The organism is Halomonas sp. E19 (assembly GCF_052439355.1).
Classification (GTDB): domain Bacteria; phylum Pseudomonadota; class Gammaproteobacteria; order Pseudomonadales; family Halomonadaceae; genus Halomonas.
This window is the reverse complement of record NZ_JBNFWU010000001.1, coordinates 1400170-1424504: the sequence shown is the minus strand read 5'-3', so window position 1 is coordinate 1424504 and position 24335 is coordinate 1400170. Positions and strand designations below refer to the sequence as shown.

The 24335-nt window shown below is 64.0% G+C and carries 14 protein-coding genes and 11 pseudogenes; 20 read left to right on the top strand and 5 right to left on the bottom strand.

Annotation, left to right across the window (positions count from 1 at the left end):
- Positions 1-289: 289 nt before the first annotated feature.
- The 6 genes and pseudogenes from ACUDAL_RS07640 (at position 290) to yidD (ending at position 5011) form a co-directional block, all read left to right on the top strand.
- Positions 290-1138 (top strand): putative ATP-dependent zinc protease, encoded by an 849-nt coding sequence (locus ACUDAL_RS07640; protein ID WP_444677712.1) that lies wholly within the window; start codon positions 290-292, stop codon positions 1136-1138.
- Positions 1139-1170: 32 nt separating this feature from the next.
- Positions 1171-2675 (top strand): annotated as a pseudogene (locus tag ACUDAL_RS07635) (UUP1 family membrane protein).
- Positions 2676-2678: 3 nt separating this feature from the next.
- Positions 2679-3640: pseudogene (locus ACUDAL_RS07630) on the top strand (alpha-L-glutamate ligase-like protein).
- Between the two features lie 69 nt (positions 3641-3709).
- Entirely contained in the window at positions 3710-4162 is a 453-nt protein-coding gene (locus ACUDAL_RS07625) for a transcriptional repressor (protein ID WP_444677711.1), read from the top strand.
- Positions 4163-4207: 45 nt separating this feature from the next.
- On the top strand, positions 4208-4657 hold the full coding sequence (gene hisI, locus ACUDAL_RS07620) for a phosphoribosyl-AMP cyclohydrolase (RefSeq protein WP_444677710.1): 450 nt from the start codon (positions 4208-4210) through the stop codon (positions 4655-4657).
- Positions 4658-4660: 3 nt separating this feature from the next.
- Complete coding sequence (yidD, locus tag ACUDAL_RS07615) at positions 4661-5011, top strand: membrane protein insertion efficiency factor YidD (protein WP_444677709.1); 351 nt, start codon at positions 4661-4663, stop codon at positions 5009-5011.
- Positions 5012-5029: 18 nt separating this feature from the next.
- Here yidD and ACUDAL_RS07610 read toward each other — a convergent pair whose 3' ends face one another.
- Positions 5030-5455, bottom strand: a complete 426-nt coding sequence (locus ACUDAL_RS07610; RefSeq protein ID WP_444677708.1) for a SufE family protein — start codon at positions 5453-5455, stop codon at positions 5030-5032.
- A 28-nt stretch (positions 5456-5483) separates the two neighbouring features.
- Positions 5484-6610: pseudogene (locus ACUDAL_RS07605) on the bottom strand (tyrosine-type recombinase/integrase).
- Positions 6611-6930: 320 nt separating this feature from the next.
- Here ACUDAL_RS07605 and ACUDAL_RS07600 point away from each other — a divergent pair.
- Positions 6931-7953 carry a DNA-binding protein gene (locus ACUDAL_RS07600; RefSeq protein ID WP_444677707.1) on the top strand — a complete coding sequence of 341 codons (1023 nt, stop codon included), beginning with the start codon at positions 6931-6933 and terminating at the stop codon, positions 7951-7953.
- 100 nt (positions 7954-8053) lie between these two features.
- On the opposite strand, the pseudogene nfuA reads toward ACUDAL_RS07600, so the two are convergent.
- Positions 8054-8643 (bottom strand): annotated as a pseudogene (gene nfuA, locus ACUDAL_RS07595) (Fe-S biogenesis protein NfuA).
- A 248-nt stretch (positions 8644-8891) separates the two neighbouring features.
- On the opposite strand from nfuA, the pseudogene metH reads away from it, so the two are divergent.
- From metH to ACUDAL_RS07575, 4 genes and pseudogenes are all read left to right on the top strand, one after another.
- Positions 8892-12588: pseudogene (metH, locus tag ACUDAL_RS07590) on the top strand (methionine synthase); the annotation flags it as partial.
- A 227-nt stretch (positions 12589-12815) separates the two neighbouring features.
- Positions 12816-14466: pseudogene (locus tag ACUDAL_RS07585) on the top strand (nitrite/sulfite reductase).
- Complete coding sequence (locus ACUDAL_RS07580) at positions 14459-14686, top strand: hypothetical protein (RefSeq protein ID WP_444677706.1); 228 nt, start codon at positions 14459-14461, stop codon at positions 14684-14686. Before ACUDAL_RS07585 ends, ACUDAL_RS07580 begins: the two are co-directional and overlap by 8 nt.
- Positions 14683-14991, top strand: coding sequence for a DUF934 domain-containing protein (locus ACUDAL_RS07575; protein WP_444679335.1), 309 nt, complete (start codon positions 14683-14685; stop codon positions 14989-14991). Before ACUDAL_RS07580 ends, ACUDAL_RS07575 begins: the two co-directional genes overlap by 4 nt.
- A 52-nt stretch (positions 14992-15043) precedes the next feature.
- On the opposite strand, the pseudogene smrA reads toward ACUDAL_RS07575, so the two are convergent.
- A pseudogene (smrA, locus tag ACUDAL_RS07570) lies at positions 15044-15636 on the bottom strand (DNA endonuclease SmrA).
- A gap of 138 nt (positions 15637-15774) precedes the next feature.
- Here smrA and ACUDAL_RS07565 point away from each other — a divergent pair.
- The 7 genes and pseudogenes from ACUDAL_RS07565 to pdxH all read left to right on the top strand — a co-directional run bounded on the left by ACUDAL_RS07565 (position 15775) and on the right by pdxH (position 19705).
- Positions 15775-16212: a gamma-glutamylcyclotransferase family protein gene (locus ACUDAL_RS07565; RefSeq protein ID WP_444677705.1), complete on the top strand. Its 438-nt coding sequence runs from the start codon at positions 15775-15777 to the stop codon at positions 16210-16212.
- A gap of 223 nt (positions 16213-16435) precedes the next feature.
- A complete protein-coding gene (locus ACUDAL_RS07560) occupies positions 16436-16804 on the top strand; it encodes an ArsC/Spx/MgsR family protein (protein ID WP_444677704.1) in 369 nt (122 codons plus the stop codon).
- Positions 16777-17396, top strand: a pseudogene (gene wrbA, locus ACUDAL_RS07555) (NAD(P)H:quinone oxidoreductase). Before ACUDAL_RS07560 ends, wrbA begins: the two are co-directional and overlap by 28 nt.
- Positions 17393-17794 carry a DUF2069 domain-containing protein gene (locus tag ACUDAL_RS07550; RefSeq protein WP_444677703.1) on the top strand — a complete coding sequence of 134 codons (402 nt, stop codon included), beginning with the start codon at positions 17393-17395 and terminating at the stop codon, positions 17792-17794. Before wrbA ends, ACUDAL_RS07550 begins: the two are co-directional and overlap by 4 nt.
- A gap of 126 nt (positions 17795-17920) precedes the next feature.
- On the top strand, positions 17921-18637 hold the full coding sequence (locus ACUDAL_RS07545; RefSeq protein ID WP_444677702.1) for an AzlC family ABC transporter permease: 717 nt from the start codon (positions 17921-17923) through the stop codon (positions 18635-18637).
- A complete protein-coding gene (locus ACUDAL_RS07540; protein WP_444677701.1) occupies positions 18634-18984 on the top strand; it encodes a branched-chain amino acid transporter permease in 351 nt (116 codons plus the stop codon). The genes ACUDAL_RS07545 and ACUDAL_RS07540 overlap by 4 nt, the downstream gene beginning before the upstream one ends.
- A 79-nt stretch (positions 18985-19063) precedes the next feature.
- Complete coding sequence (pdxH, locus tag ACUDAL_RS07535; protein ID WP_444677700.1) at positions 19064-19705, top strand: pyridoxamine 5'-phosphate oxidase; 642 nt, start codon at positions 19064-19066, stop codon at positions 19703-19705.
- Between the two features lie 73 nt (positions 19706-19778).
- Here pdxH and ACUDAL_RS07530 read toward each other — a convergent pair.
- Positions 19779-22524, bottom strand: a pseudogene (locus tag ACUDAL_RS07530) (bifunctional acetate--CoA ligase family protein/GNAT family N-acetyltransferase).
- A gap of 110 nt (positions 22525-22634) precedes the next feature.
- Here ACUDAL_RS07530 and ACUDAL_RS07525 point away from each other — a divergent pair.
- Together ACUDAL_RS07525 and ACUDAL_RS07520 are read left to right on the top strand one after the other, a co-directional pair.
- Positions 22635-23569: pseudogene (locus tag ACUDAL_RS07525) on the top strand (histone deacetylase family protein).
- An 83-nt stretch (positions 23570-23652) separates the two neighbouring features.
- Positions 23653-24283 (top strand): annotated as a pseudogene (locus ACUDAL_RS07520) (helix-turn-helix domain-containing protein).
- The last annotated feature ends 52 nt before the right edge of the window (positions 24284-24335 follow it).

Below are 24335 nucleotides of genomic sequence, written 5' to 3'. Positions count from 1 at the left end.
ATGTCCCGCCAATGAAACCCCGGCATGCCGCCGGGGTTTCTCGCTTGCAGGGTTTCTTGGTCGCAGGCAAGGCGTTCCCGGCATGGCCAGGGTTGGTGATGTCTATAGCAAAGTGCGCATAATGTATATTATGTTAAATGATGAATTCGCCAAGGCGTTGGACAAAACCGTAGCTTAATCCTTATCATCTCTCGTCACTTTCTTGCGCTAGGCTGGGTTGTGCCTCTCCCGCCGTTTCGCCTCGTCACCCATCGTTCTCGGTTCTGTCCCCGGAGGTTTTTGATCCATCATGCGACCACGCACGCTGCTGACACTCGCCCCCTGGTTGCTGACCTCCTTGGTACTGACAGGTTGCGCCGTTGCTCCTCAGGCAGAGCCCGAGCCCACCCTAAGCCCGGATGCCTTCGAGGCCCGCATGCAGCAGCTCGAACAGCAGCTCGCCCTCAGCTGCGATCGCCTCGATGACCGCCTGAAGCGCCAGGATCTTTACCAAGACACGCTGTTCCGCGAACTGCGTGACTCCGGCGCCACGCTGCGCGAGATCAACTTCAACCTGGCTCGCCTGGAGCAGCGTGGGGAAGAGCCTATCGTGGTCACGGCTGAATGCCGCGAAGAGATCAGCGAAACGCTCAACGACAAGGAGCTCGTTGGGCGTTCGGAGTGGATCGGCCTGCCCGACGTGGGCACCTATCTTCGGGCGCGGATCGATTCCGGGGCCAACACTTCGTCCCTGTCGGCCAAGGACCTGACACGCTTCGAGCGCGATGGTGAGGACTGGGTGCGCTTCCGCCTGGGGCTGACCGACGACGATGTGGTGGTGGAAGGCGTCAAGAATGAGTGGATCGAGCGGCCGGTGATTCGACGCGTGCGCATCGTGCAGGCTTCCGGCAGCGAAGCTCGCCCGGTCGTGAGCCTGATGATGACCCTGGGTCCAATTCGCGAGCAGGTCGAGTTCACCCTCAACGATAGAACGCACCTCAACTATCCGGTACTGCTCGGGCGCCGCTTCTTGATGGATATCGCCCTGATCGACGTGGCCGAAACCTACCTGCATCCTCGACCTGAATTTCCCGGCGGGCGGCCCGCCTCGGAAGCCGCCGAGGACGAAATCGTCGACCGAGACGATGACGAGATCTAAATCCGCAGCCCACGCCTGACCAAGGACGCTTCATGTCGCGCTTGCCTTTCTACCTTATCGTGGGCCTGCTGCTGGTGCTGGGGTTGGCACCAGCCTGCATCGTCACATTCAGCTCGAGGTTCCCTGGACACCGGGCGAACAGCGTCTGGTGTGGGAGGTGGAGGCCGTGGTCGATTTCACCGCGCTCGGCTCTCCGGTACGGGTCGACCTCGCCCTGCCCTCCCACCAGCGTGGCTACCGCATTCTGACCGAGAACACCGCCTCCCCGGGGTACGGCCTCTCCTTCCTGCAGGATGAAACCGGTCGCCGCGCCCAATGGTCGATTCGCGAAGCCGCCGGTAGCCAGCAGCTCTACTACTCCGTGCGCCTGCAGGTGACCGAGGACCGGCGGCGCCAGAATATCCGCCCCCCGGCGCTGCGCGACATCAGCTGGGAGCGCCCCTACGACACCGCCGCCGCCAATGTGATCGAGCGTGCCTGGGCCCGCAGCGCTGACCCTTATACCTTCGCCCGTGAGCTGATCCACGAACTCAGCGGCGAGCGCCAGGGCGAGAATGCCCGCCTGCTGCTGACCCAGTTCGAGCGCAGCCCACTGGTGGTAAGGCTGCTCAACGAGGCCGGCGTACCGGCACGCGAAGTGAGCGGGCTGCTGCTGGACGACGGCCGTCGTCGTCAGACGCTGACCCCATGGATCCAGGTGTTCGAGAACGACGAGAGCTGGACCCTGTTCGACCCGATGACCGGTGCCCAAGGCCAGCCGGAGAACCTGCTGCTGTGGGAAACCGGCGGGCGGGCGGTGCTGGAGGTCCAGGGCGGGACCAATTCACGCGTGACGTTCTCGATGCTGTCGCGCAGCCAGCCGGCGGCGGCTGCCGTTCGCAGCCAGCTGGCTGACGACACCCTGCTCAACTTCTCGATTCACAGCCTCCCGCTCGAAGAGCAGGCGCTGTTCCAGACCATCCTGCTGATCCCCATTGGCGCGCTGGTGGTGGTGTTCCTGCGCATCCTCGTCGGGATCAAGACCTCGGGCACCTTCATGCCGGTGCTGATCGCCCTCGCCTTCATTCAGACCACGCTGCTGACGGGGCTGATCGGCTTCCTGCTGATCGTCTCGGTCGGCCTAGTGATCCGCAACTACCTGTCGTACCTGAACCTGCTCTTGGTGGCACGAGTCTCGGCAGTCATCATCACGGTGATCGCCATCATCTCGATCTTCTCGGTGCTCTCGTACCGGGTGGGCCTCAACGCCGGTCTGACCATCACCTTCTTCCCGATGATCATCCTGGCCTGGACCATCGAGCGCATGTCGATCCTGTGGGAGGAGGAAGGACCCAAGCAGGTGCTGATCCAGGGCGGCGGCAGCCTGGTCACCGCGGTGCTGGCCTACCTGGCGATGAACAACCCGTGGATACGGCACATCACCTTCAACTTCCTGGGCGTTCAGCTGATCATCATGGCGATGATCCTGCTGATCGGCAACTACACCGGCTACCGCCTGCTCGAACTGCGGCGGTTCAAGCCCGTCACCGAGGATTGAGCCATGTGGGCAAGGCCAGGCCAGCTCCTTCGACGCGGCATCATCGGCATGAACCGCCGCAACATTCGCTACATCGGCCGCTACAATAGCCGGCGGCTCTACCCCTGGTGGATGACAAGCTGAAGACCAAGCTGCTGGCCGAGCAGCATGGCATTACCACCCCGGCGCTGATCGGCACGGTGACGACCCAGTTCGGCATCAAGGGGCTGCAGGAGATGATCGCGGGGCATTCCGGCTTCGTGATCAAACCGGCCAAGGGCAGCGGCGGCAAGGGCATCCTGGTGATCGAGCACGTCGAGAATGAAGGCTACATCAAGCCGAGCGGCGTGCGCCTCGAGCTGGAAGACCTGCACCGGCATATCTCCAATATCCTGTCGGGCCTCTATTCCCTGGGCGGCACGCCTGACGTGGCGATGATCGAGGCGCTGATCAACTTCGATGTCCAGCTCTCCGAATACACCTACGAAGGGGTGCCCGACATACGGGTCATCGTCTTCTTGGGGTATCCGGTGATGGCCATGATGCGACTTTCCACGGCCGCCTCCGACGGCAAGGCCAACCTGCACCAGGGCGCGGTGGGCGTGGGGCTGGACATCGCCACCGGAACCGCGGTGCGCGGCGTGCAGTTCGACCGCTCGCGACGCGACCACCCCGATACCGGCCATGAGCTGGCCAGCCTGCGCATTCCGGACTGGACCAATCTGCTCAAGCTGGCGTCGGGCTGCTACGAGATGACCGGACTGGGCTACCTGGGCACCGACATGGTGATCGACCAGAACCGCGGCCCGATGCTGCTTGAACTCAATGCGCGCCCCGGCCTTGCGATCCAGATGGCCAACGGCGAGGGGCTGCGCCCTCGGCTGGACCTGATCGAAAAGCAGCCGCCCGGCCTTGATGTCGAGGCGCGAGTGGCCTTCGCGCAAGCGCATTTTGCCCGTCGCGGCGAGCTCAAGCCCGCCGTATGAGCCGGGCGCTGGTGACTGCCTGGCGCAACGCGTAGAATGCCTACTTGTCCTGAACCTGCCGGTTTCCTCATGACCGACTCCAGCGCCCTGCTTGTGCAGGCGGAAAGACAGTGCCAGCGAAATGGCGTGCGTTTCACCCCCATTAGGCGGCGAGTGCTCGAGATGATCGCCTCGACCGCCGGCGGCCTGAAGGCCTACGATCTGCTTGATCGCCTCACCGTCGAACATGCGGCGGCGCGCCCACCCACCGTCTATCGCGCCCTCGACTTCCTGATCGAGCAAGGCTTTGTGCATCGCATCGAATCGCTGAATGCCTATGTCGCCTGCCCCTGCCCCGAGCACAGGCATGGCTTCCAGCTGCTTATTTGCCGCCATTGCGGGCGCGTGGAGGAACTGCACCTGGACGAGGTGAATAGCCAGCTCAGCGAGCATGCACGCGCGCTCGGCTTTCGCGTGGAGCGGCAGACCATCGAGCTACTGGGCAGCTGCCAGCACTGCCTCGGCCAGGCGGTAAATGCATGAGGCTGATTCGGCCTGCCAGCTTTCAGTAAGAATAGGAATGACGACATGACCACCTTCAAGGCGCTTGAACGCGGCAGCCAGGGCGAGACTCACCCGCTGGAACAGGTACTCGATGCGGCGCTGTTCAACGCCGAAGGACTGATTCCCGCCATTGCTCAGCAGTACGACACCGGCGAAGTGCTGATGATGGCCTGGATGACCCGCGAAGCGCTGGAAGAGACGCTGGCCACCGGGCGTGTCTGCTACTGGTCGCGCTCCCGAGGCAAGCTGTGGCGTAAGGGCGAGACTTCGGGCCAGCAGCAGCAGCTCAAGGCAGCCAGCCTCGACTGCGACGGCGATACCCTGCTGCTGCAGGTCGACCAGACGGGGCCGGCCTGTCATACCGGTCGGCGCAGCTGCTTCTATGTGGCGCTGGAAAAACCCGCGGCAAGGATCAGCAGCGATCCCTTGATCGACCCCGAGCAGCTCTACCCCACTGCTACTGCGGCGCGCTGACGGATGCCCTGCCTTGCCGCCTGGCTGTATCGTCTGGGTCGGCTGGCCGGGCGCGGACTGGGGCTCGTTCTGATCGGCCTGGTTCGTATCTATCAGTGGGTAGTGAGCCCCCTGCTGGGGCCACGCTGCCGTTTCTGGCCCAGCTGTTCGCACTATACCGTGGAGGCCATCCAGGTCCACGGCCCGCTGCGCGGAGGCTGGCTGGCCGCCAGACGTATCGTGCGCTGCCACCCCGGCAGCGCAGGTGGCATCGATCCGGTGCCGGGCGGGCCTAGCGAGCGGCTCTGTCGCGACGATCCCGAGCTCGACCAGCACTTTCGCTGCCGCCATGGCCAGCATCCCGAAAAACGCTGACCCGCCTACAGGCTTCGCTCAGGCGGCTTCGCTCTCCGCCACCTCGTAGATCTTTGCCAGCATGGCATGCAGCCCGTTGCTACGTGTCGGCGACAGGTGCTTGTCCAGCCCCAGGTCCTGCAGGAAGTGGGGGCTGGTCGCACGGATTTCTTCCGGCGGGCGGTCGTTGTAGATGCGCATCAGCACGGCGATCAGGCCAGAAACGATGGCGGCATCGGAGACCGCCTCGAAGTGGATCACGTCACCGTCTCGGCGGTGGTGTACCCAGACGTTCGACTGGCAGCCCTGAATCTTTAGCTCCGGGGTTTTCCACTCTTCGGGGAACGGCGGCAGCTGCTTACCCATGTCGATGATGTACTGATAACGATCCATCCAGTTGTCGAACAGCTCGAACTCTTCCCGTAAGGCCTGCTGGGCCTGCTCGGCCGTGGCTTCGGTGGTCATGTTGCCTCCCATGTTGGCTTGATCGCCATTATACCGATTCGTCGGCCCGGCCGGGCAAGCCATGGGCGGACTGCTGGCGATGCCACTCCTCGTCCTCCGTGTGCAAGTACCTGGCCGTGGTATCAAGGCGAGCATGGCGTGCGGTGCTGGCGAGATAGCGCAACTCCACGCCGGCCTGGGCCTGGTGGGTCAGCGCCGTATGTCGCAGCCAGTGGGGTGTGGCGGCGCGCAGCCTGGCCACCTGGGCCATGGCCGGCTCACCCGCTTCCGCCTTGAGTGCCTCGGCGGCCTCGCGGAAGGTATCGCGTATCAGCCGGTAGAGCTGGTTGTCACCCAGCCCGCGGCAACCATCCAGTCCCCGCAGCACGGGACCCTCCTCGCCTGGCCGCGGCAGCGCCACAAGCCCAAGTACGGTTCGCCATTCGCCTAGCAATGCCAGCATGTCGGCGGGCACCGGGATGCGTGCTACCTTCCCCCCTTCCCCACTACCCGCCACCACCAGCGCCCTTCACGCTCGAAGAAATCACCCATCTCGGCCGTTGCCATCTCGCTGAGGCGGGGTGCCAACAGGTAGGCAAAGCCGAAGAGAATGCGCCGCCGCTGCCAGGCATAGCGTTGCCGCCCGTCGCTTTCGTCACTAAGCGGGCGTTCCAGCCACTGCCATAGCCACTCCCATAGCGGCCGTTCGAGGTAGCGCTCGATGCCTGCCTGGCGGTTGTCGAGCCGGCGGCGCTTGTCGCGCATAAGTCGGAAGGGGTTGTGCTCGACCCACCCCGCCTCAACCAGCCAGGCAAACAACCCCTGCAGGATCACCAGGCTCTGTCGACGACTGGCGGGCGACAGCGGCCCGCGGAACGGGCGCCAGTCCGGCGCATGGCGCGGCCGCGGCGGCCCGATCCAGCGCTCTTCCGGCATGGGGGCAGCCAAGAAACTCTCGAATGCATCCAGGTCATAACGGCGCAGCTGTGCAAGACCGCGACCTTGTGGTTCGAGCCACAGCAGCAGACGTTCGGCTTCACGGCGATAGGCACGCAGCGTCTGCGGGCTGGCACGAAACTCCGCCAGCCACTGGGCCACAGCTTCGGCATCGCTGCGGGCTGCAATACGCTGGGCCTCGCCCTGTCGGTACGAAGGTGAAACTCTATTTGAATCAATTACCTGGGAATAATTTACGGCAGTGATAACCGGCCTTTTCGCATCTCTTTCTGGCTTGTCTGGCGGCACCATCTGCTGGGCTCCTTAAACGCTGTGCCCTTAGTCTCAGGTGTAGCGAGCATTAATTCAAGATAAGGCGGGTAATCTTGAATTTATTGCCGAGCATTATTCGTAATTACATATTACGTATAATGTAATTTACTTCCCCTTTCGTCGAATGGCGCTATGCTGCGATTTGCGGGCGCAGGGAAGTGAAACAACAAGCGACGCCTGCGGCATAACTCAAGGAGCAAGCGCTTGTTCTTTCAAGGAGAGCCGTGATGGCACGCAGCGGTGTGCAATATGAAGACGTTCAGCGGGCAATCGAGGCCCTTCAGGCCAAGGGGGAAGCGCCGAGCGTGCAGAAGATTCGTGAAGTATTGGGAACCGGCAGCTTCACGACCATCAGCGATCATCTGCGCGAATGGCGAAACCGTCGTGAAACCAATCGCGAGAGCCCGACTCCCCTGGCATTGCCGGAATCCGTACAGCGGCTCGTCGAAGGGCTATGGGGCAAGGCGCAGGAAGAGGCCGGCGAGGCCCTTGGCCGCTATCGTGAAGAAGCGGATCGCCAGGTCGCCGACGCCAAGGAGGCCATGCTCAGCGCCCAGCGGCTGGTCGAAGATGCCGAGCAGCGCGAAACCGCGCTGGCGGCACACCTGGCCGGCACCGAGCAGCGCCTGGAGCAGCGCAGCGCCGCTTTGGCGAAGGCCGAAGCCGAGCGCGAGCAAGCGCTGGAGCGAGCCAGCCAGCTAGCCGAGCGACTGACCCGCAGCCTGCAGCAGCTTGATCAGCTCCAGGTCGACAGCGAGCAGCAGGCGCAGGCCTACCAGCAGGGGCTGGCCGAGCGGGACGCCCAGCACCAGGCTCGTCTTAACCAGGAAGAGCAGCGCCATGAATCGGCGGAAGCCCGCCTGATGGGGCTGCTCGACGAGGCGCGACAGGAGCGGCTGTCGAACGAGAAGCGACACCAGGCAGCACTGCAGCAGATGGAAAAGCGCCAGGAAGCCCTGCAGCGACAGCTGCACGAGACGCAGGCGGTGTTGGCGCAAGAAGAGAAGCGTCATCGGGAGACCCAGTGGGCCAAAACCCGCGCCGAAGAGCGAATCGATACGCTACGCCACGAGCACTCGCTGCTGCAGGCGCGCATCGATGACCAGAAGCGTCATCTCGATGAGCAGGCGGGGCGAATCCGGGCGTTGGAGCAGGAACTGTCGCGGCGCATCTGGCAGGAGCCGGGCGAGCGGCACCGCGAGGAGGCTGCGGAAAGCTCGGAGACGGAGCCCTCCGCAACCGAGCGCTGAGACTCTTCGGGATGCTTTCAGCGTTTAGATTCTTTCAAGACACTCGGAGTCTATCCTCATGGCGCCTCTGGTGCGCCATGAGGGTGCTGCGATGAGAAGCTCAGCGGTAGTAGGCGTTGCTGGTGTCGGTGTGATCGGTGACGTCGCGGATGCCGGCGAGCTCGGGAATGCGCTCCATCAGGGTTTTCTCCACCCCTCCTTCAGCGTCAGGTCGACCGCAGCGCAGCCCTGACAGCCGCCGCCGAAGGCGAGGATGGCCACGTTGTCGTCGGTCAGCTCGATCAGCTTGATCTCGCCGCCATGGGCCGCCAGCCCCGGGTTGATCTCGCTGTAGAGAATATAGTTGACCCTGTCTTCCATGGGGCTGTCGGCATTGACCTTGGGCATCTTGGCGTTGGGTGCCTTGATGGTGAGCTGCCCGCCCATGCGGTCGGCGTTGAAGTCGACCACCGCCTCCTCGAGGAAGGGAATGCTGTTCTTGTCGACGAAGACCTTGAGCTTGGTGAAGCCCAGCGCCTGATCGGTAGGTTCTTCCTCACCGGGACGACAATAGGCAAGGCAGGTTTCGGCGTAAGGGGTACCCGGCTGGGTGATGAAGATGCGCACCGCGATTCCCTCGACGTTCTGCTTCTCGAGCAGTTCGGCAAGGTAGTCCTGGGCGCTGTCGGTAATCTGGATGATCTCGCTCATGCTGTTCTCGCTGGTCGGGCCGGCGCCGTCGGTGCCGACCATAGGTGACATGCCTAGTATGGTAAGCAAAACCCCGGCACGACACAATCCCGACCAATTTGGTCGGTTTTTGATCAGCCCTGCCCCCAGGGCCCTGTTTTTGCTACCATGAGCGGCCAAACTGACCGCACCTGACAAGACGCCCTTCCTCAAGGCGCCCCTGCGGTCGACCCTATGGACCGTGATTTCGCTGGAGACCGACTCGACCCATGGCCGCCCAACCCTCTGCACTGACCGCCTCTCTCACCGAGCGTCTCGGCGAGCGCATCCTCATGCTGGATGGCGGCATGGGTACCATGTTGCAGAACGCCCGACTCGATGAAGCCGACTTTCGGGGCGAACGCTTTCGCGACTGGCCTTCGGACCTGAAGGGCAACAATGACCTGCTGGCGCTGACCTGCCCCGAACTGGTGGCGCGTATTCACCGACAGTATCTGGAGGCCGGCGCCGACATCATCGAGACCAACACCTTCAACAGCACTCGCCTCTCCCAGGCCGACTACGGCATGGAGGCGCTGGTGGTTGAACTTAACCGCGAATCGGCACGCCTGGCGCGTGAGGTGTGCGATGCCGTGGCGGCCGAGACCGGCGTGCCGCGCTACGTAGCCGGCGTACTTGGCCCGACCTCGCGCACCGCTTCGCTGTCGCCCGATGTGAATGACCCGGCCAAGCGTAACGTCACCTTCGACGAGCTGCGTGACAATTACTATGAAGCCGCCGAAGCGCTGATCGAGGGTGGCGCCGACCTGATCCTGATCGAAACGATCTTCGATACACTCAACGCCAAGGCGGCCATCTTCGCCCTCGAGACCCTGTTCGACGATCGCGGCGAACGGCTCCCGGTGATGATCTCGGGCACCATCACCGATGCCTCCGGGCGCACCCTCTCGGGCCAGACCACCGAAGCCTTCTGGAACTCGGTGCGCCATGCCAAGCCGCTCTCCGTCGGCCTTAACTGTGCGCTGGGGGCCGAGGAGCTGCGCCCCTATCTGGAAGAACTTTCCAACAAGGCCGATACCTTCGTCTCCGCGCACCCCAACGCCGGGCTACCCAACGAGTTCGGCGAGTACGACCAGACCCCGGATGAGATGGCAGCCATCGTTGCCGAGTTCGCCCAAAGCGGCCTGGTCAACATCATCGGCGGCTGCTGCGGCTCGACCCCGGAGCACATCGCGGCGATCCACGCCGCGATTCGGGACGTAGCGCCACGCAAGGTGCCCGAACGGCCGCGGGCGTGCCGCCTGTCCGGCCTGGAGCCGTTCAACATCGAGAAGAGCTCGCTGTTCGTCAACGTCGGCGAGCGTACCAACGTCACCGGCTCGGCGCGCTTCAAGCGCCTGATCGTCGAGGAGGACTTCACCACGGCACTGGAGGTGGCGCTGGACCAGGTCGAGAACGGCGCCCAGGTCATCGACATCAACATGGACGAGGGCATGCTGGAATCGCAGGAAGCGATGGTGCGCTTCCTCAACCTGATCGCCGGCGAGCCCGACATCGCTCGTGTGCCGATCATGATCGACTCCTCCAAGTGGGAGATCATCGAGGCCGGCCTCAAGTGCGTTCAGGGCAAGGCGGTGGTCAACTCCATCTCGCTCAAGGAGGGCGAGGCGTCCTTCATCGAGCAGGCCACGCTGTGTCGCCGCTATGGCGCCGCGGTGGTGGTCATGGCCTTCGACGAGACCGGCCAGGCCGACACCTTCGCACGCAAGACCGAGATCTGCCGGCGTGCCTATGAGCTGCTGGTCGAGCGGGTCGGTTTCCCGCCGGAAGACATCATCTTCGACCCCAACATCTTCGCCATTGCCACCGGCATCGAGGAGCACGACAACTACGCCGTCGACTTCATCGAGGCCACCCGCTGGATCCGCGAGCACCTGCCCCACGCCATGGTCTCGGGCGGTGTGTCCAACGTGTCGTTCTCCTTCCGCGGCAACGACCCGGTGCGCGAGGCCATCCATTCGGTCTTCCTTTACCACGCCATCCGCGCCGGCCTGACCATGGGCATCGTGAACGCGGGGCAGCTGGCGGTCTATGACGACCTGCCGGAGGAGCTGCGCGAAGCGGTCGAGGACGTGGTGCTCAACCGCCGCAGCGACGGCACCGAGCGCCTGGTCGACCTGGCTGAAAAATACAAGGGCGACGGCAGCGGTGCGGCGAAGAAGGAAGATCTCGAGTGGCGCTCCTGGCCAGTCAACAAGCGCATCGAGCATGCGCTGGTGAAAGGCGTGACAGCATTCATCGAAGAGGATACCGAGGAGGCCAGATCGCAGGCCGCACGCCCCATCGAAGTGATCGAAGGGCCACTGATGGACGGCATGAACGTGGTCGGCGACCTGTTCGGCGCCGGCAAGATGTTCCTGCCTCAGGTGGTCAAATCGGCGCGGGTGATGAAGCAGGCGGTGGCCTACCTCATTCCTTATATCGAAGCCGAGAAGAGCGAGGACAGCCAGGCCAAGGGCAAGATCGTCATGGCCACGGTGAAGGGCGACGTGCACGACATCGGCAAGAACATCGTCGGCGTGGTCCTGCAGTGCAACAACTACGACGTGGTCGACCTCGGCGTCATGGTGCCGGCGGAGAAGATTCTGCAGACCGCCCGTGAGGTGAGCGCCGACATCATCGGTCTCTCGGGGCTGATCACACCCTCGCTGGACGAGATGGTCCATGTGGCCAAGGAGATGCAGCGCCAGGGCTTCACGCTGCCCTTGCTGATCGGCGGCGCCACCACCTCCAAGGCACACACCGCGGTGAAGGTCGACCCCCAGTACGCGGAGCCGGTGATCTACGTGGCCGACGCCTCGCGGGCGGTGGGCGTAGCCGGCAAGCTGCTCTCGCCGACGCTGAAGCCCATCTATGTGGCCGAGATCAAGGCAGAGTACGAACAGGTGCGCGACCGCAACGCCAAGCGCCGTCCCAAGGCCGCGGACCTGAGCTACGCCGAGGCGCGACAGCGCAAGCTGCCCATCGCGTGGGATAGCTACACGCCGCCGCGCCCCGCCGTCACCGGACTGATGACATTCACTGGCTACGATATCGAAGAGCTGCTCGAGCGCATCGACTGGACGCCCTTCTTCATGAGTTGGGAACTGGCGGGCAAGTACCCGAAGATTCTCGACGATGCCGTGGTAGGTGAGGCGGCGCGCAACCTGTTCGCCGATGCCCAGCGCGATGCTGCGCAAGCTGATCGACGAGAAGCGCGTCGAGGCGCGCGGGGTAATCGGCCTGTGGCCGGCCAACAGCGTCGACGATGACGTCGTCGAGGTATATGCGGACGAGACGCGCAGCGAGGTGATCGAACGACTGCACCATATTCGTCAGCAGACCACCAAGAACCGAGACGGCGTCTGCTACAGCCTGGCCGACTTCATTGCGCCGAAGGAGAGCGGCAAGCCCGACTGGATCGGCGGCTTTGCCGTGACCACCGGGCACGGCGTCGAGGCGCTGGCGGAGCGCTACAAGGCCGCCGGTGACGATTACAACGCGATCATGGTGCAGGCGCTGACAGATCGCCTGGCCGAGGCCTTCGCCGAGCGCATGCACGAACGCGTGCGTAAGGAGTTCTGGGGCTACGTGCCCGACGAAACGCTCGACAATGACTCGCTGATCGCCGAGAAGTACCAGGGTATCCGGCCGGCACCAGGCTACCCCGCCTGTCCCGACCATACCGAGAAGCGCACCCTGTTCCGCCTGCTCGACGCTACCGAGAACGCCGGCATCGAGCTGACCGAAAACTTCGCCATGTGGCCGGCCGCGGCGGTATCGGGCTGGTACTTCTCGCATCCACAGTCGAAATACTTCTCCACCGGCAAGATCACCCGAGACCAGGTCGAGGCGCTGGCGCAGCGCAAAGGCATGACCCTGGAAGAGATGGAGCGCTGGCTGTCGCCGGTGCTCTCCTACGACCCGCCTGACGAGGAAGACGTCGCCCGTGCCGCTTTCGTCACGGGCTTCGCTCCCTTGCGGCCATTGCCCGAAGGCGCATCGCGCTCCGGTAGAGGCGATGCACCGAGGTTGACGTCTTATATTACTTTTCGTATAAAAAATATGAAGATTTATTCTTTCATAGAATAATGCTGGGGCGTTAAGGTGCTCCCTGACGCTTCGCCAATCCCCTAAGCAGCAGGACCGGCTGAATGTATCGCTATGACACCCATGACCAGACCCTGGTCAATGAACGCGTTGCCCAGTTCCGTGACCAGATGAATCGCTATCTGGCCGGACGCCTGAGCGATGAGGAATTCCTGCCGCTGCGCGTGCAGAACGGGCTCTATGTCCAGCGCCACTCGCCGATGCTGCGCATCGCCATCCCCTACGGCATGCTGGCGTCCTACCAGCTGCGCAAGCTGGGGGACCTGGCGCGCGACTACGATCGTGGCTATGGCCACTTCACCACCCGTACCAACCTGCAGCTCAACTGGCCGAAGCTGGAGACGGTGCCCGACATGCTGGCCGAGCTGGCCAGCGTGCAGATGCATGCCATCCAGACCAGCGGCAACGACATTCGCAATACCTCGACCGACCAGTTCGCCGGCGTAGCCGAGGATGAGGAGGTCGATCCACGCCCCTGGTGCGAGCTGATTCGCCAGTGGTCGACTTTCCACCCGGAATTCACCTACCTACCGCGCAAGTTCAAGATTGCCGTGACCGGTGCCGCTGAGGATCGCGCCGCCATTCAGGTTCATGACGTGGGGCTGCGCCTGTGGCGCGACGACAAGGGCGAGGTGCGCGTGCGCGTGCTGGCCGGTGGCGGCCTGGGCCGCACGCCGATGATCGGCGAAGTGGTGCGCGACGACCTGCCGTGGCAGCACCTGTTGACCTACCTGGAGGCGCTGGTTCGCGTCTATAACCAGTTCGGTCGCCGCGACAACAAGTTCAAGGCGCGCATCAAGATTCTGGTCAAGGCGCTGGGCGTCGAGGAGTTTCGTCGCCGGGTCGACGCCGAATGGGCGCACCTGAAGGATGGCCCGCAGACGCTGACCCACGAAGTGGTGGAGGCGATGCAATCACACTTCGTCGACCCGGATCGTCGCGCCATCGGCGCAGAGGCGATGGCCGAATTCGAGCGCCTGCGCGGCGAGAATCGTGCCTTTGCGCGCTTCGTTACCAATAACGTCCAGGGGCACAAGGTGCCGGGCTACAAGTCGGTCACGCTGGCACTCAAGCGCCGCGGCCATTCGCCGGGCGACCTGACCTGGGAGCAGATGCATCAGGTGGCAGACCTGGCCGACGAGTTCAGCTACGGCGAAATCCGCGTGACTCATGAGCAGAACCTGGTGCTGGCCGACGTGGCCGTGGATCGGCTCGAGGAGCTCTGGCATCGCCTGGAAGCGCTTGGTCTGGCCAACCCCACCGTGGGCACCCTGGCCGACCTGATCTGCTGCCCGGGGGCGACTACTGCTCCTTGGCGAATGCCAAGTCGATTCCCGTCGCTCAGGCGATCCAGGAGCGGTTCGAGGACATCGACTACCTCTACGACCTGGGGCCGCTGGAACTCAACATCTCTGGCTGCATGAACGCCTGCGGTCATCACCACGTCGGCCATATCGGCATTCTCGGCGTCGACAAGAAGGGCGAGGAGTGGTATCAGATTTCGCTCGGCGGCGCCCAGGGCAACGACTCCTCGCTCGGCAAGATACTCGGCCCTTCCTTCGACCGTGAGAGCGTTCCCGAGGTGATCGACAAGGTCCTGCAGGTCTATGTCGGCGAGCGTGCCGAGGAGAGACCTTCATCGAAACCTATCGCCGAATCGGCCTCAAGCCTTTCAAGGAGCGGGTATATGCCTGATCAGAACGCTGCGACGCGCCCTTTCATTCGTGACGGTCAGCCGGCCGAGGACCGCTGGGTGTTGATCCGCGAGGATGAGGCCGTGCTGCCGGATGCTCCGGCGATCGTGCCGCTGGCGCGCTGGCAGGCGCGGGAAGAGGGCCGTGTGCTTGCTCCCTGGCTTGCCAGCGGCACCGAGCTTACGTCTGAGCTGGCCGCGGAGCTGGCTGAGGCCCCCTGATCGCCATCGACTTTCCGAAGTTCACCGACGGTCGCGGCTACAGCGTCGCTCGCCTGCTGCGCGAACGCTACGGCTACACCGGTGAGATTCGCGCCATCGGCGATGTGCTGGTCGACCAGGTGTTCTTCCTGACCCGCTGTGGCTTCAATGCGCTGTCGCTGCGCGAGGATCAGTGGGTCGAGGACGCTCTGCATGCCCTCAACACCTTCAGCCGCGCCTACCAGCCGGCGGTGGATGTGGACGAGCCGCTGTTCCGCCAGCGCATGCGCGATGGTGTGAAACGCGCCGAGCCGGCTCTCGTCTAAGCGCCGCCAGCCTGCCGCACAAGCCGCACTCTACCGGCTTGTGCGGCCCTTCTCATCCTCGGCGCTTCTGCTGCCGTTCGCGATTCTCCGCCTTCGCCCGCGCACTCTTGCGTAGCATCACCCAGGTGGCACCCAGCCCACCGTCGGCTGGCTGCGCCGAGACGTAGGCCTGCACCTCATCGAACTGGGCCAGCCATTTGGCCAGGTAGGAGCGCAACACGTTGGCGGCACTGTCGACCTCATGGCCGCGGCCGTGCACGATCAGTACCGAGCGCAGGTCATGGGCGTAGGCTTCATGGATGAACGATGGCAGCATCCGGCGACACTCGGCCAGGGGCGGCGCAGCAGGTGCAGGCGCGACTGCGCGGTATAGCCGCCATGGCGCAGGCGATCGACGACGCCGTGCTGGATGCCGTCGCGGCGAAACTCCATGGGGTCGAACGGCGGTAGCAGTTCGACGAAGTCATCCGACAGGAAGCTGTCCTGGCCCAGCTCCGCCTGGGCGCTCTCGCGGCGGGCAAGCTGGGCCTCCGTGGGGCGACTGCGGCGCGGGCCCGGGCTGGCTCGATTGGTGCCCCTGCGCAGCGGCTTCACATCGCCCACCAACGCCCTGAAGTCCTGGTCCTCGAATGCCGACGGGTTCATGGGCTACCTCCGCTGTGATCAAGGCTGGGAAGTGACACGACTAGTCATCCTAGCAGAGCGCTAACCAAGGTTAGAACAACCGGACATGGCCGCCGTCGGCGTGGCAGGATAGCGAGGACTTCATTGCAAGGAATGCGCATGCGCCCCCGCCCACGCGATATCGTGCTGAGCCTGCTTGTCCTCCTGCTGGGAGCGCTGAGCTGGCTGTGGCTTACCATGCTGAGTCCCTTCACCTATGATCGCCCCGCCCACCTGCCTGAGGTCGACGAAGGGCCTCACGCCGTGTTCGTCTACGGCACCCTGCGCCTGGCCCCCGTTCGCTGGCTGGTGATGGGGCGCGCCGGAGAGACCGAACCGGCGGTACTCGCCGGCTTCCGCCGCGATGGCCTCGACCTGGTCGAGGCGCCGGGGAGCGAACCGCAGGTGAGCTGGTCATCGTGTCTGCCGAAGAACTCGAGCAGTTGGATCGCTACGAGCGACTGGGCATTCGCTACCAGCGCGTGCCCTGCAGCTCGCCGATGGTCGCACCGCCTGGGTTTATCGCCGCTTGAACGACGCCGAGGCTCCCGCCGGTGAAGGCGCCGGCGGCTAGAAAGGTGATGACTACGCATGAGCATGAGAGAGATTCAGGCAAGCACGGCAAGGCAACCAAGGCGCTGATCGCAGGGCTCCCTTCCCTGGCTGCGGTTGTGGCCGGCAAGGCTGCCCTTCTACAATGCCGGTACCTTTCAAGGAACGAGGAGTCTCGCATGGCCATTACGCTTTACCACAACCCCGCTGCTCCAAGTCACGCCAGGCATTGGCGCTGCTGGAAGAGCGCGGCGCCGACGTGACGGTGCGACGTTATCTCGACGAGCCGTTGAGCGAGGACGAGCTGCGTGACCTGATGTCGCGGCTAGATGCCGACGGCGAGGCGCTGGTGCGTACCCAGGAGCCTGAATGGCAGCAGGTCGAGGAGGACAACCTGCAGGACCAGGAGCAGGTGATTCGTGCTATCGTCGCCCATCCCAAGCTGCTGGAGCGCCCCATCGCCGATGATGGCAAGCGGGCCGTGATCGGTCGTCCCCCGAGGACGTCCTCGCCCTGCTCCATGCAGACGACTGATCTCCGTTCTTTCTGGCCGGCTACTCTGGAGCAACGATGCGCGACTCCCTGCCCTACGTGTTGATCCTCTACTACTCACGCCACGGTGCCACGCGAACCATGGCCGAACAGCTGGCGGCCGGCGTTGAGTCGTGCTCCGGCATCGAAGCCCGCCTGCGCACCGTGCCCCCGGTATCGCCCACCTGCGAGGCCGTCGATCCCGAGATCCCGGCCGAAGGGGCCATCTATGCCGAGCTGGATGATCTGCGTCACTGCGCCGGACTGGCGCTGGGCAGTCCGACCCGCTTTGGCAACATGGCGGCTCCCTTGAAGCACTTCATCGACTCGACCAGCGCGCTGTGGCTCAACGGCGCGCTGGTAGATAAGCCTGCTACCGCCTTCACCTCCACCTCGAGCCTGCACGGGGGCAGGAGACCACGCTAATCTCTATGCTGCTGCCGCTACTGCACCACGGTATGGTCTATGCGGGACTGCCTTACAGCGAAATCGAACTGATGTCCACGACATCAGGCGGCACTCCCTATGGTGCCAGCCACCTGGCGGGGCAGCGCAACGACCAGCCGCTGACCGACACCGAGCGTTCGCTGGTGCGTGCCCAGGGCAAGCGCCTGGGCCGGCTGGCCCTGGCGATGACCAGCCTGAGGGAGCCGTCATGAGGCGATGGGTGGAATCCCTGGAGGCGCGCCATGGGCTCGACCCGCTCACCGAGCGCAGCCGCCAGCTGGTGCTGGGTAGCTACGTGGTACTGCTGGCCCTGCTGATCTGGAGCGGCCTGGCCATGGAGGCCGGTACCAACCCGCTTACGCCTATCCTCATCCGTGTCCTGCCGTTGGTCCTCTTCCTGCCCTCCATTCTGGGTCGACGCCCGCGTGGACATGCCTGGCTCGCCTTCGTCAGCCTGCTCTACTTTATCCAGGGCGTAATGGTGGCGACCCTGCCCGGTCAGGGCGTGCTTGGCATTGCTGAGGCGCTGGCGTCGCTGGGTCTGTTCACCGGCTGCATGTTCTATGCGCGTTTCCGCAGTCGACAGATGAGAGAGAACGGAAATCCCTAAACTCCTGGCTGGGTTTACTACGAAGTTGGAAAATAACGATGGTATCCACTGGAATTTGGCCCAACGTGCCATAAAATAGGCCGCAAGGCACGTTGCCACCGGCGTCGCACAAGGAGGCCGCCCCCAGTGTCCCCATCGCTTTCCCCTTCCGCTTGGCGCAGCGCCGGCGCGCGTACGGTGCCGGTCATGTTCGGTTACCTGCCCTTGGGTGCCGCCTTCGGCATCCTCGCCATCGAGCTCGGCATGCCTTGGTGGGCCGCCCTGCTCATGTCGCTATTCATCTATGCCGGAGCAGGGCAGTTTCTTGCCGTCGCACTGCTCGCGGCCGGTGCCGGCCTGGTGGAAGTTGCCGTGGCCACGCTGATGCTCAATTCCCGCCACCTCTTCTATGGCTTATCCCTGATCAAGCGCTTCCAGGGCGCGGGCTGGCGCAAGCCATATCTGATCTTCTCGCTCACCGACGAGACCTATTCCCTGCTAACCACCCAGCCGGCAGCGGAACAGCGTGACCATGGGCTGGCGTTTCGCATCAGCGCGCTCAACCAGCTGTGGTGGGTGTTGGGTACGCTGACGGGCGTCATGATCGGCAGCGCGCTCGATTTCGACAGCCGTGGCATCGAATTCGCCCTGACGGCGCTGTTCATCGTCCTGACGCTTGAGCAGGCGCGGCGTTTGCGCCAGGGCCTGCCCTTCGTGATCGCCTTGCTGGCCGGCGTAGGCGCCATCCTGCTGGTGCCGGACCAGCACATGCTGCTGACGGCCATCGCCGCCGCCAGCCTGATGCTGCTGGCGCACTACCACCACGGTCAGCGCGGCGCTCGGGACGAGGTGCCGACTGTATGAGCGCAATAGAGCTGGGCATCTTCATCGCCGTCTGCGCAGTGGCCACGCTTGCCACCCGCCTGCTGCCCTTCGTGGCCCTGGCGCGCCAGGCCGATCACCCCCTCATCCTGCACCTGGGACGCTACCTGCCCCCGGCGATCATGCTGATTCTGGTGATCTATGCGCTGCGCGACTTCCGCCCCTTGATCCAGGCAGAACTCAACGTCGGGCCCAACGGGCTCCCTATGCTGGTGGCCTCGCTGGTGGTGGCGACACTGCACCTCTGGCGGCGCAATGCTCTGCTGTCGATCATGGTCGGCACCGGCGCCTATATGCTGATGGTGCAACTGGGCTGGGCCGTCGCTTGAGCCGTTCGGCCGGCAGGTTTGCGCTTGTGATGGACAGCCACAGCGGCGACCATAGACAAAAATTCGAAAGGAGAACGCCATGACACGCAATATTGCCGACATTCGCCGCGATTACGAAGGCGGACGGCTCGAAGAGGGCCTGGTTCCCGCCGATCCGCTGGTGCTGTTCGATGAGTGGATGGCCCTGGCCGTGGACTCGGAAGGCGACGACGCCAACGTCATGACTCTGGCGACGGTGGACAGCCAGGGGCTTCCCCATGCCAGAATCGTGCTGCTCAAGGGCTACGATGAGCGTGGCATGGTGTTCTACACCAACTACCACAGTCACAAGGGCAGCGAATTGGCCAATGTGCCGCATGCCGCCCTGGTGTTCTGGTGGCCCTCGCTGGGCCGCCAGCTGCGGGTCGAAGGCCTGGTGGAGCAGGTCAGCGAGGAGGAATCGAACGTCTACTTCGACAGCCGACCCCGCGCCAGTCAGCTTGGCGCCTGGATCGCCACCCAAAGCGTGGTCATTCCGGACCGCCACTGGATCGAAGAGCGGCAGCACCGCTTCGAGCAGGCCTACGAAGGCCAGGAGATTCCACGGCCGGGCCACTGGGGCGGCTATCGGGTCATGCCGCAGATGCTCGAGTTCTGGCAAGGCCAGCCCAGCCGGCTGCATGACCGCATCCGCTACGAGCAGCGCGACGGACGCTGGTCCTCCTTCCGCCTGGCTCCCTGACGGGTTTTACGCCAGGCGCCTCTGATGGCGCCTGGCGGCATAGACTGGAGGTGTCAGGCGCCACCCGCAGGGCTCAATCGGGCAGGCTTTCCAGGCGTAGCCGCTGCCACTCGCTCTGGGGTTCGTTCAGGCGCATCACCGCATCGACGACTTGCTCTTCCATGTTGTAGCGACAGGTGAAACCCAGATGCTTCATCAGGGCGCGCATCGGGTGGTTGTCGACCATCACCTTGCCGATCATCTCCAGCGTGCCGATGCTCCTACAGTAGGCGATCATCTTGTTCATCAGCAGGCTGCCGAGCCCCTGCCCGGCCATGTCGTCGCGCACGATGATCGAGAACTCCGTGCGGATGTTGTCGGGGTCGTTCCAGACGCGCACCACGCCTAACATCTCCTTGCCGCCTTCTTCCTTGTGATGCTCGGCGATGAAGGCCATCTGGCGGTCATAGTTGATATGCGACAGGATCGACAGGTCGCGCTGGCTCAAGTCCGACTTGTTGTGGAAATAGCGGAAGCGGATGCTCTCCTCGGAGAGCTGCGCGTGGAAGCTGGTGATCAGCGGAGCGTCTTCGGCGCGTATGGGGCGCACCTCCACCTGCATGCCGTTGCGCAGGGTGGTCCATTCGCGCAGCTCTTCCGGATACGGCATGATCGCGAAGCGCGCCGGGTGGCCAAGGTCGAGGGCGAAATCCACCGCCACCAGGCCGTCACGATTGAGCAGCAGCGGATTGAGCTCCAGGCCCCGCAGCTCCAGCAGATCGGAGGCCATCTGCGAAAGCTTGACCAACAGCTGGCACAGCCGGGTAAGGTCGCGTTCGGGATGCGAGGAGTGCTCGCGGATCAGCCTGGCCGCATGGGTGCGGCCTATGACGTCGGCCGCCAGCGTCATGTTCAACGGCGGCAGCGCCACTTGGCGGTCGGCCAGCACGTTGACCTTGTAGCCGCCGATTCCGAACACGATGAGCGGGCCGAACACCGGGTCGCGGGTGATCCCGGCACACAGCTGCATCGAATGCTTGCCACGCTGCATGGGCTGCAGGCAGTACTCGCGAATCTTTACCGGAGGGAATTTTTCGCGCAGCTTGTCGCCCAGCACGACCAGTCCTTCCGCCACCTGCTGGGCGTCATGCAGGTCCTGCATCAGCCCGGCCGACAGCTTGTGCGGATGCTTGCGATAGCGGAACGGTCGACAGTTGCCTTCGTGCACGATCTTGAGCGCCCAGGGCCCTCGAACGCCTGGCTGGCCTCGGCGGCCTCTTCCGGCGTATGCACGTAGCGGCTGGGCGCGGTGGGGATACCGTAGGCTTCGAGCACCTTGGCCGTTTCGGAGTGCGACAGAGTCTCGCGCCCTTCCGCTCTGGCCTGCTCGATCAGCTGGCGGCACTGGGCGCGGATATCGGCGGTGGTGGAAAACGGCAGGCTTGGTGGAGTCTCCTGCAGCAGCGCTTGCACCCGCTGGTAGTCCACCATGTGCATGAAGGCCTTGACCGCCTTTTCCGGCGATACATAGGTCGGAATGCCCGCCATGCTGCATTCATGGCGGGCATACAGGGCCCCTTCCAGCCCCATCCAACTAGTCAGCAGGTTGCGGCGAAAGCGCTTGCGGTTGGCGATGATCGCCTGGGCCGTGACCTTCGACGGCGCCAAGCGCGTGGGGGCGTGAACGACCAGTACCGCATCGACATTTGGGTCTCCGGCCACAATCTCCAGCGCCTCGACCATCTTTTCAGGGTGCCGTTGCCGCCTAGGTCCACCGGGTTATCGCCCGGCTTACTCATGTCGAAGTCGCCCTTCCTCAACGCCCGACGCGTCTCATCGCTGAAGCGGGCCAGCCGACCGCCCGAGCTGATCAGCTTGTCGATCGCCAGCATGGCGGGCCCCAGGCCGTTCGACACGATGGCCAGCCGGTCGCCCTTCAGCGGCTTCATCTGGGACAGCGTCATCAGCGCGTCGAAGAGTTCGTCGGAATCGTTGACCCTGACCACGCCCGCCCGCGACAGCGCGGCGTCGAACACCATGTCGCGGTTGGCAATGCCCGGCGTGGGCGGCAGGTTGGTCAGGTCCGACTCCGGCGTACGTCCGCTCTTGATCGCGAGCACCAGGCGGTGGCGCGAGGCGTCGCGCAGCGCGGTCATGAAGTGCTGGGAGTCCTGGATACGCTCCAGGTGCAGCAGGATCGCCTGGGTGGGGGCGTACTGATTGATGTAGTCGATGAGGTCGGGAAGCATCACGTCGACGCTATCGCCGACCGTGATCAGATGCGAGAAGCCGATGCCGCGGCCTGCCGCCCAGTCGATCATGGCATTGCCGAGCATGCCCGACTGACCGAGGTAAGCGACCTTGCCCGGCTTGACCGGCTGGCTGGCATAGGAGGCGTTGAGCTTGCGGCCCGGCACGATCAGGCCCATGCACTCCGGCCCAAGCACCCGGATACCCGACTCCATCGCGGCGCTGAGCATGCGTTCGCGGATCGAGCTCTCGCCCTCTTCGGCATCATCGAGATCCGATCCGCCGGACAGAACCAGGGTCGCCTTCACGCCGATGCGCCCGAGCTGGCGAATCAGCTTTGGCAGGGTGGGCGCGGGCGAGCAGATCACGGCAAGGTCTGGGGCTTCCGGCAGGTCGCGGACACGCGCCACGCAGGGCTGTCCGAACACGCTTTCGTACCCTCTCAGGTTGACAGCCCAGAGCGTCCCCGGGAAGCCTGCTTCCTGCAGGTTGCGAATCACGATGCCACCGATGGAGTGGGGCTTCTCCGAAGCACCGATCACTGCGATGGTGCGAGGTTCGAAGAAGTGCCGCAAGAACCGGGTACTCAAATCGCTCCCTCCGCCTGGTCAGGTTTTCCTACTCTGTGTACGACTTATTGACAGTGTTATGCAAGGGGTTACGCGGATTATGGTGATCCAAGTCACTCTGGAGCCACCCAATGATCACGGCGTATATCACTCACCCTCACTGCCACCTTCATCATATGGGTCCGGAGCATCCCGAAAGCCCCTTGCGCCTAGAGGCCATCAGCGCCCGCCTGGCGCTGAGTGGCCTGCTGCAGCAAACCATGCAGTCCGACGCCCGAGAAGCGACCGAGGAGGAGCTTGCCCGTGTGCATCCGCTGCGGCATCTGCGCGCGCTCGACAAATGCGTGCCCGAAACGGGGATCGTAACGCTCGACACCGACACCATGATGAATCCGGACAGCCTCGAAGCCGCACGCATGGCGGCGGGCGCGGTGATCCGTGGCGTCGACCAGGTCTACCGCCGCCAGGCGGATAATGTCTTCTGCGCTGTCCGCTCCCCGGGGCATCACGCCGAGGCTACCGACGCCATGGGCTTCTGTTTCTATAACAACGTGGCAGTCGGGGCCGCACACGCCAAGGCGAAATACGGGGCACGGCGCATTGCCATCCTCGATTTCGACGTCCACCAGTGCAACGGCACTATCGATATCTTCAAGAACGACCCGGAAGTCCTGATCTGCACCAGCTTCCAGTTCCCTTCTATCCCTGGCGCTACCTGCGCAGCGAATGGCAGAACGTGGTCAATACGCCGCTGGAGGCCGGCACCGACAGCGCCGCCTTCCGCCGCGCGATCGAGGATGACTGGCTGCCGGCGCTGCATGCCTTCAAGCCGGAGCTGGTGCTGGTCTCGGCCGGCTTCGATGCCCACCGCGAAGACGCGATGGCCGAACTCTGCCTGGAAGACGAGGACTTCTATTGGGTCACCCGCCTGGCCCTCGACATCGCGGCACTGTATGCCGACAACCGCCTGGTTTCGGTGCTGGAGGGCGGCTACGACCTCGACTCGCTGAGCCGCAGCGCCGAAGCGCATGTCAAGGCGCTGCTTGGCCTGCCCTTCGAGGATTGACATGCGGCGGGAGTCAGCCAAACAAGGCACGGCAGGCGTCTTGTGGTAGGCTTCGGGGAAATCTGTTTCCTATAGTGAAATCCATGCCCGCCAAAACCGACCAGCAGGCCGCGCTGAAGATTGCTGCCGGCCGCAAGCCCTTCGTCGAGCCCCTGCGTCTGGGTGAGCGACTCAAAGAGATTCGCCTGGCCAATCACTGGACACTTGAGGATGTCAGCCAGCGCACGGGGCTGGCTCGCTCGACTCTGTCGAAGATCGAGAATAATCAGATCTCGCCGACTTTCACCGCCGTGCAGAAGCTCATCAACGGCCTCGGCATAGACCTGCCCCAGCTGCTGACACCGCCACGCGTGCAGCCGCGCACCATGGGGCGCCGCGACCTGACCCGCCAGGGTGAGGGGCAGCATCATCCGACCCCACCTATGAGCATGAACTGCTCAGCTGTGAATTGGCCCAGAAGCGCATGATTCCTTCAAGACGATCGTGCGTGCGCGTCATTTCGATGAGTTCAGCGAGTGGGTTCGCCACGACGGCGAGGAATTTCTGATGGTGCTGCAGGGCGAGATTCAGCTCTATACCGAATTCTACGAGCCCTTGCAGCTCGCCCAAGGCGACAGCATCTACTTCGACAGCGACATGGGACATGCGCTGGTCTCCGTCAGCGAGGAAGATGCCGTCGTGCTGTCGGTCTGTACTCGCGGGGATGCCGCCTGACCCCGGCCCGTCTGCCTTCGGCAGTTCGCGCCGCAGCCATGCAACACAAGGA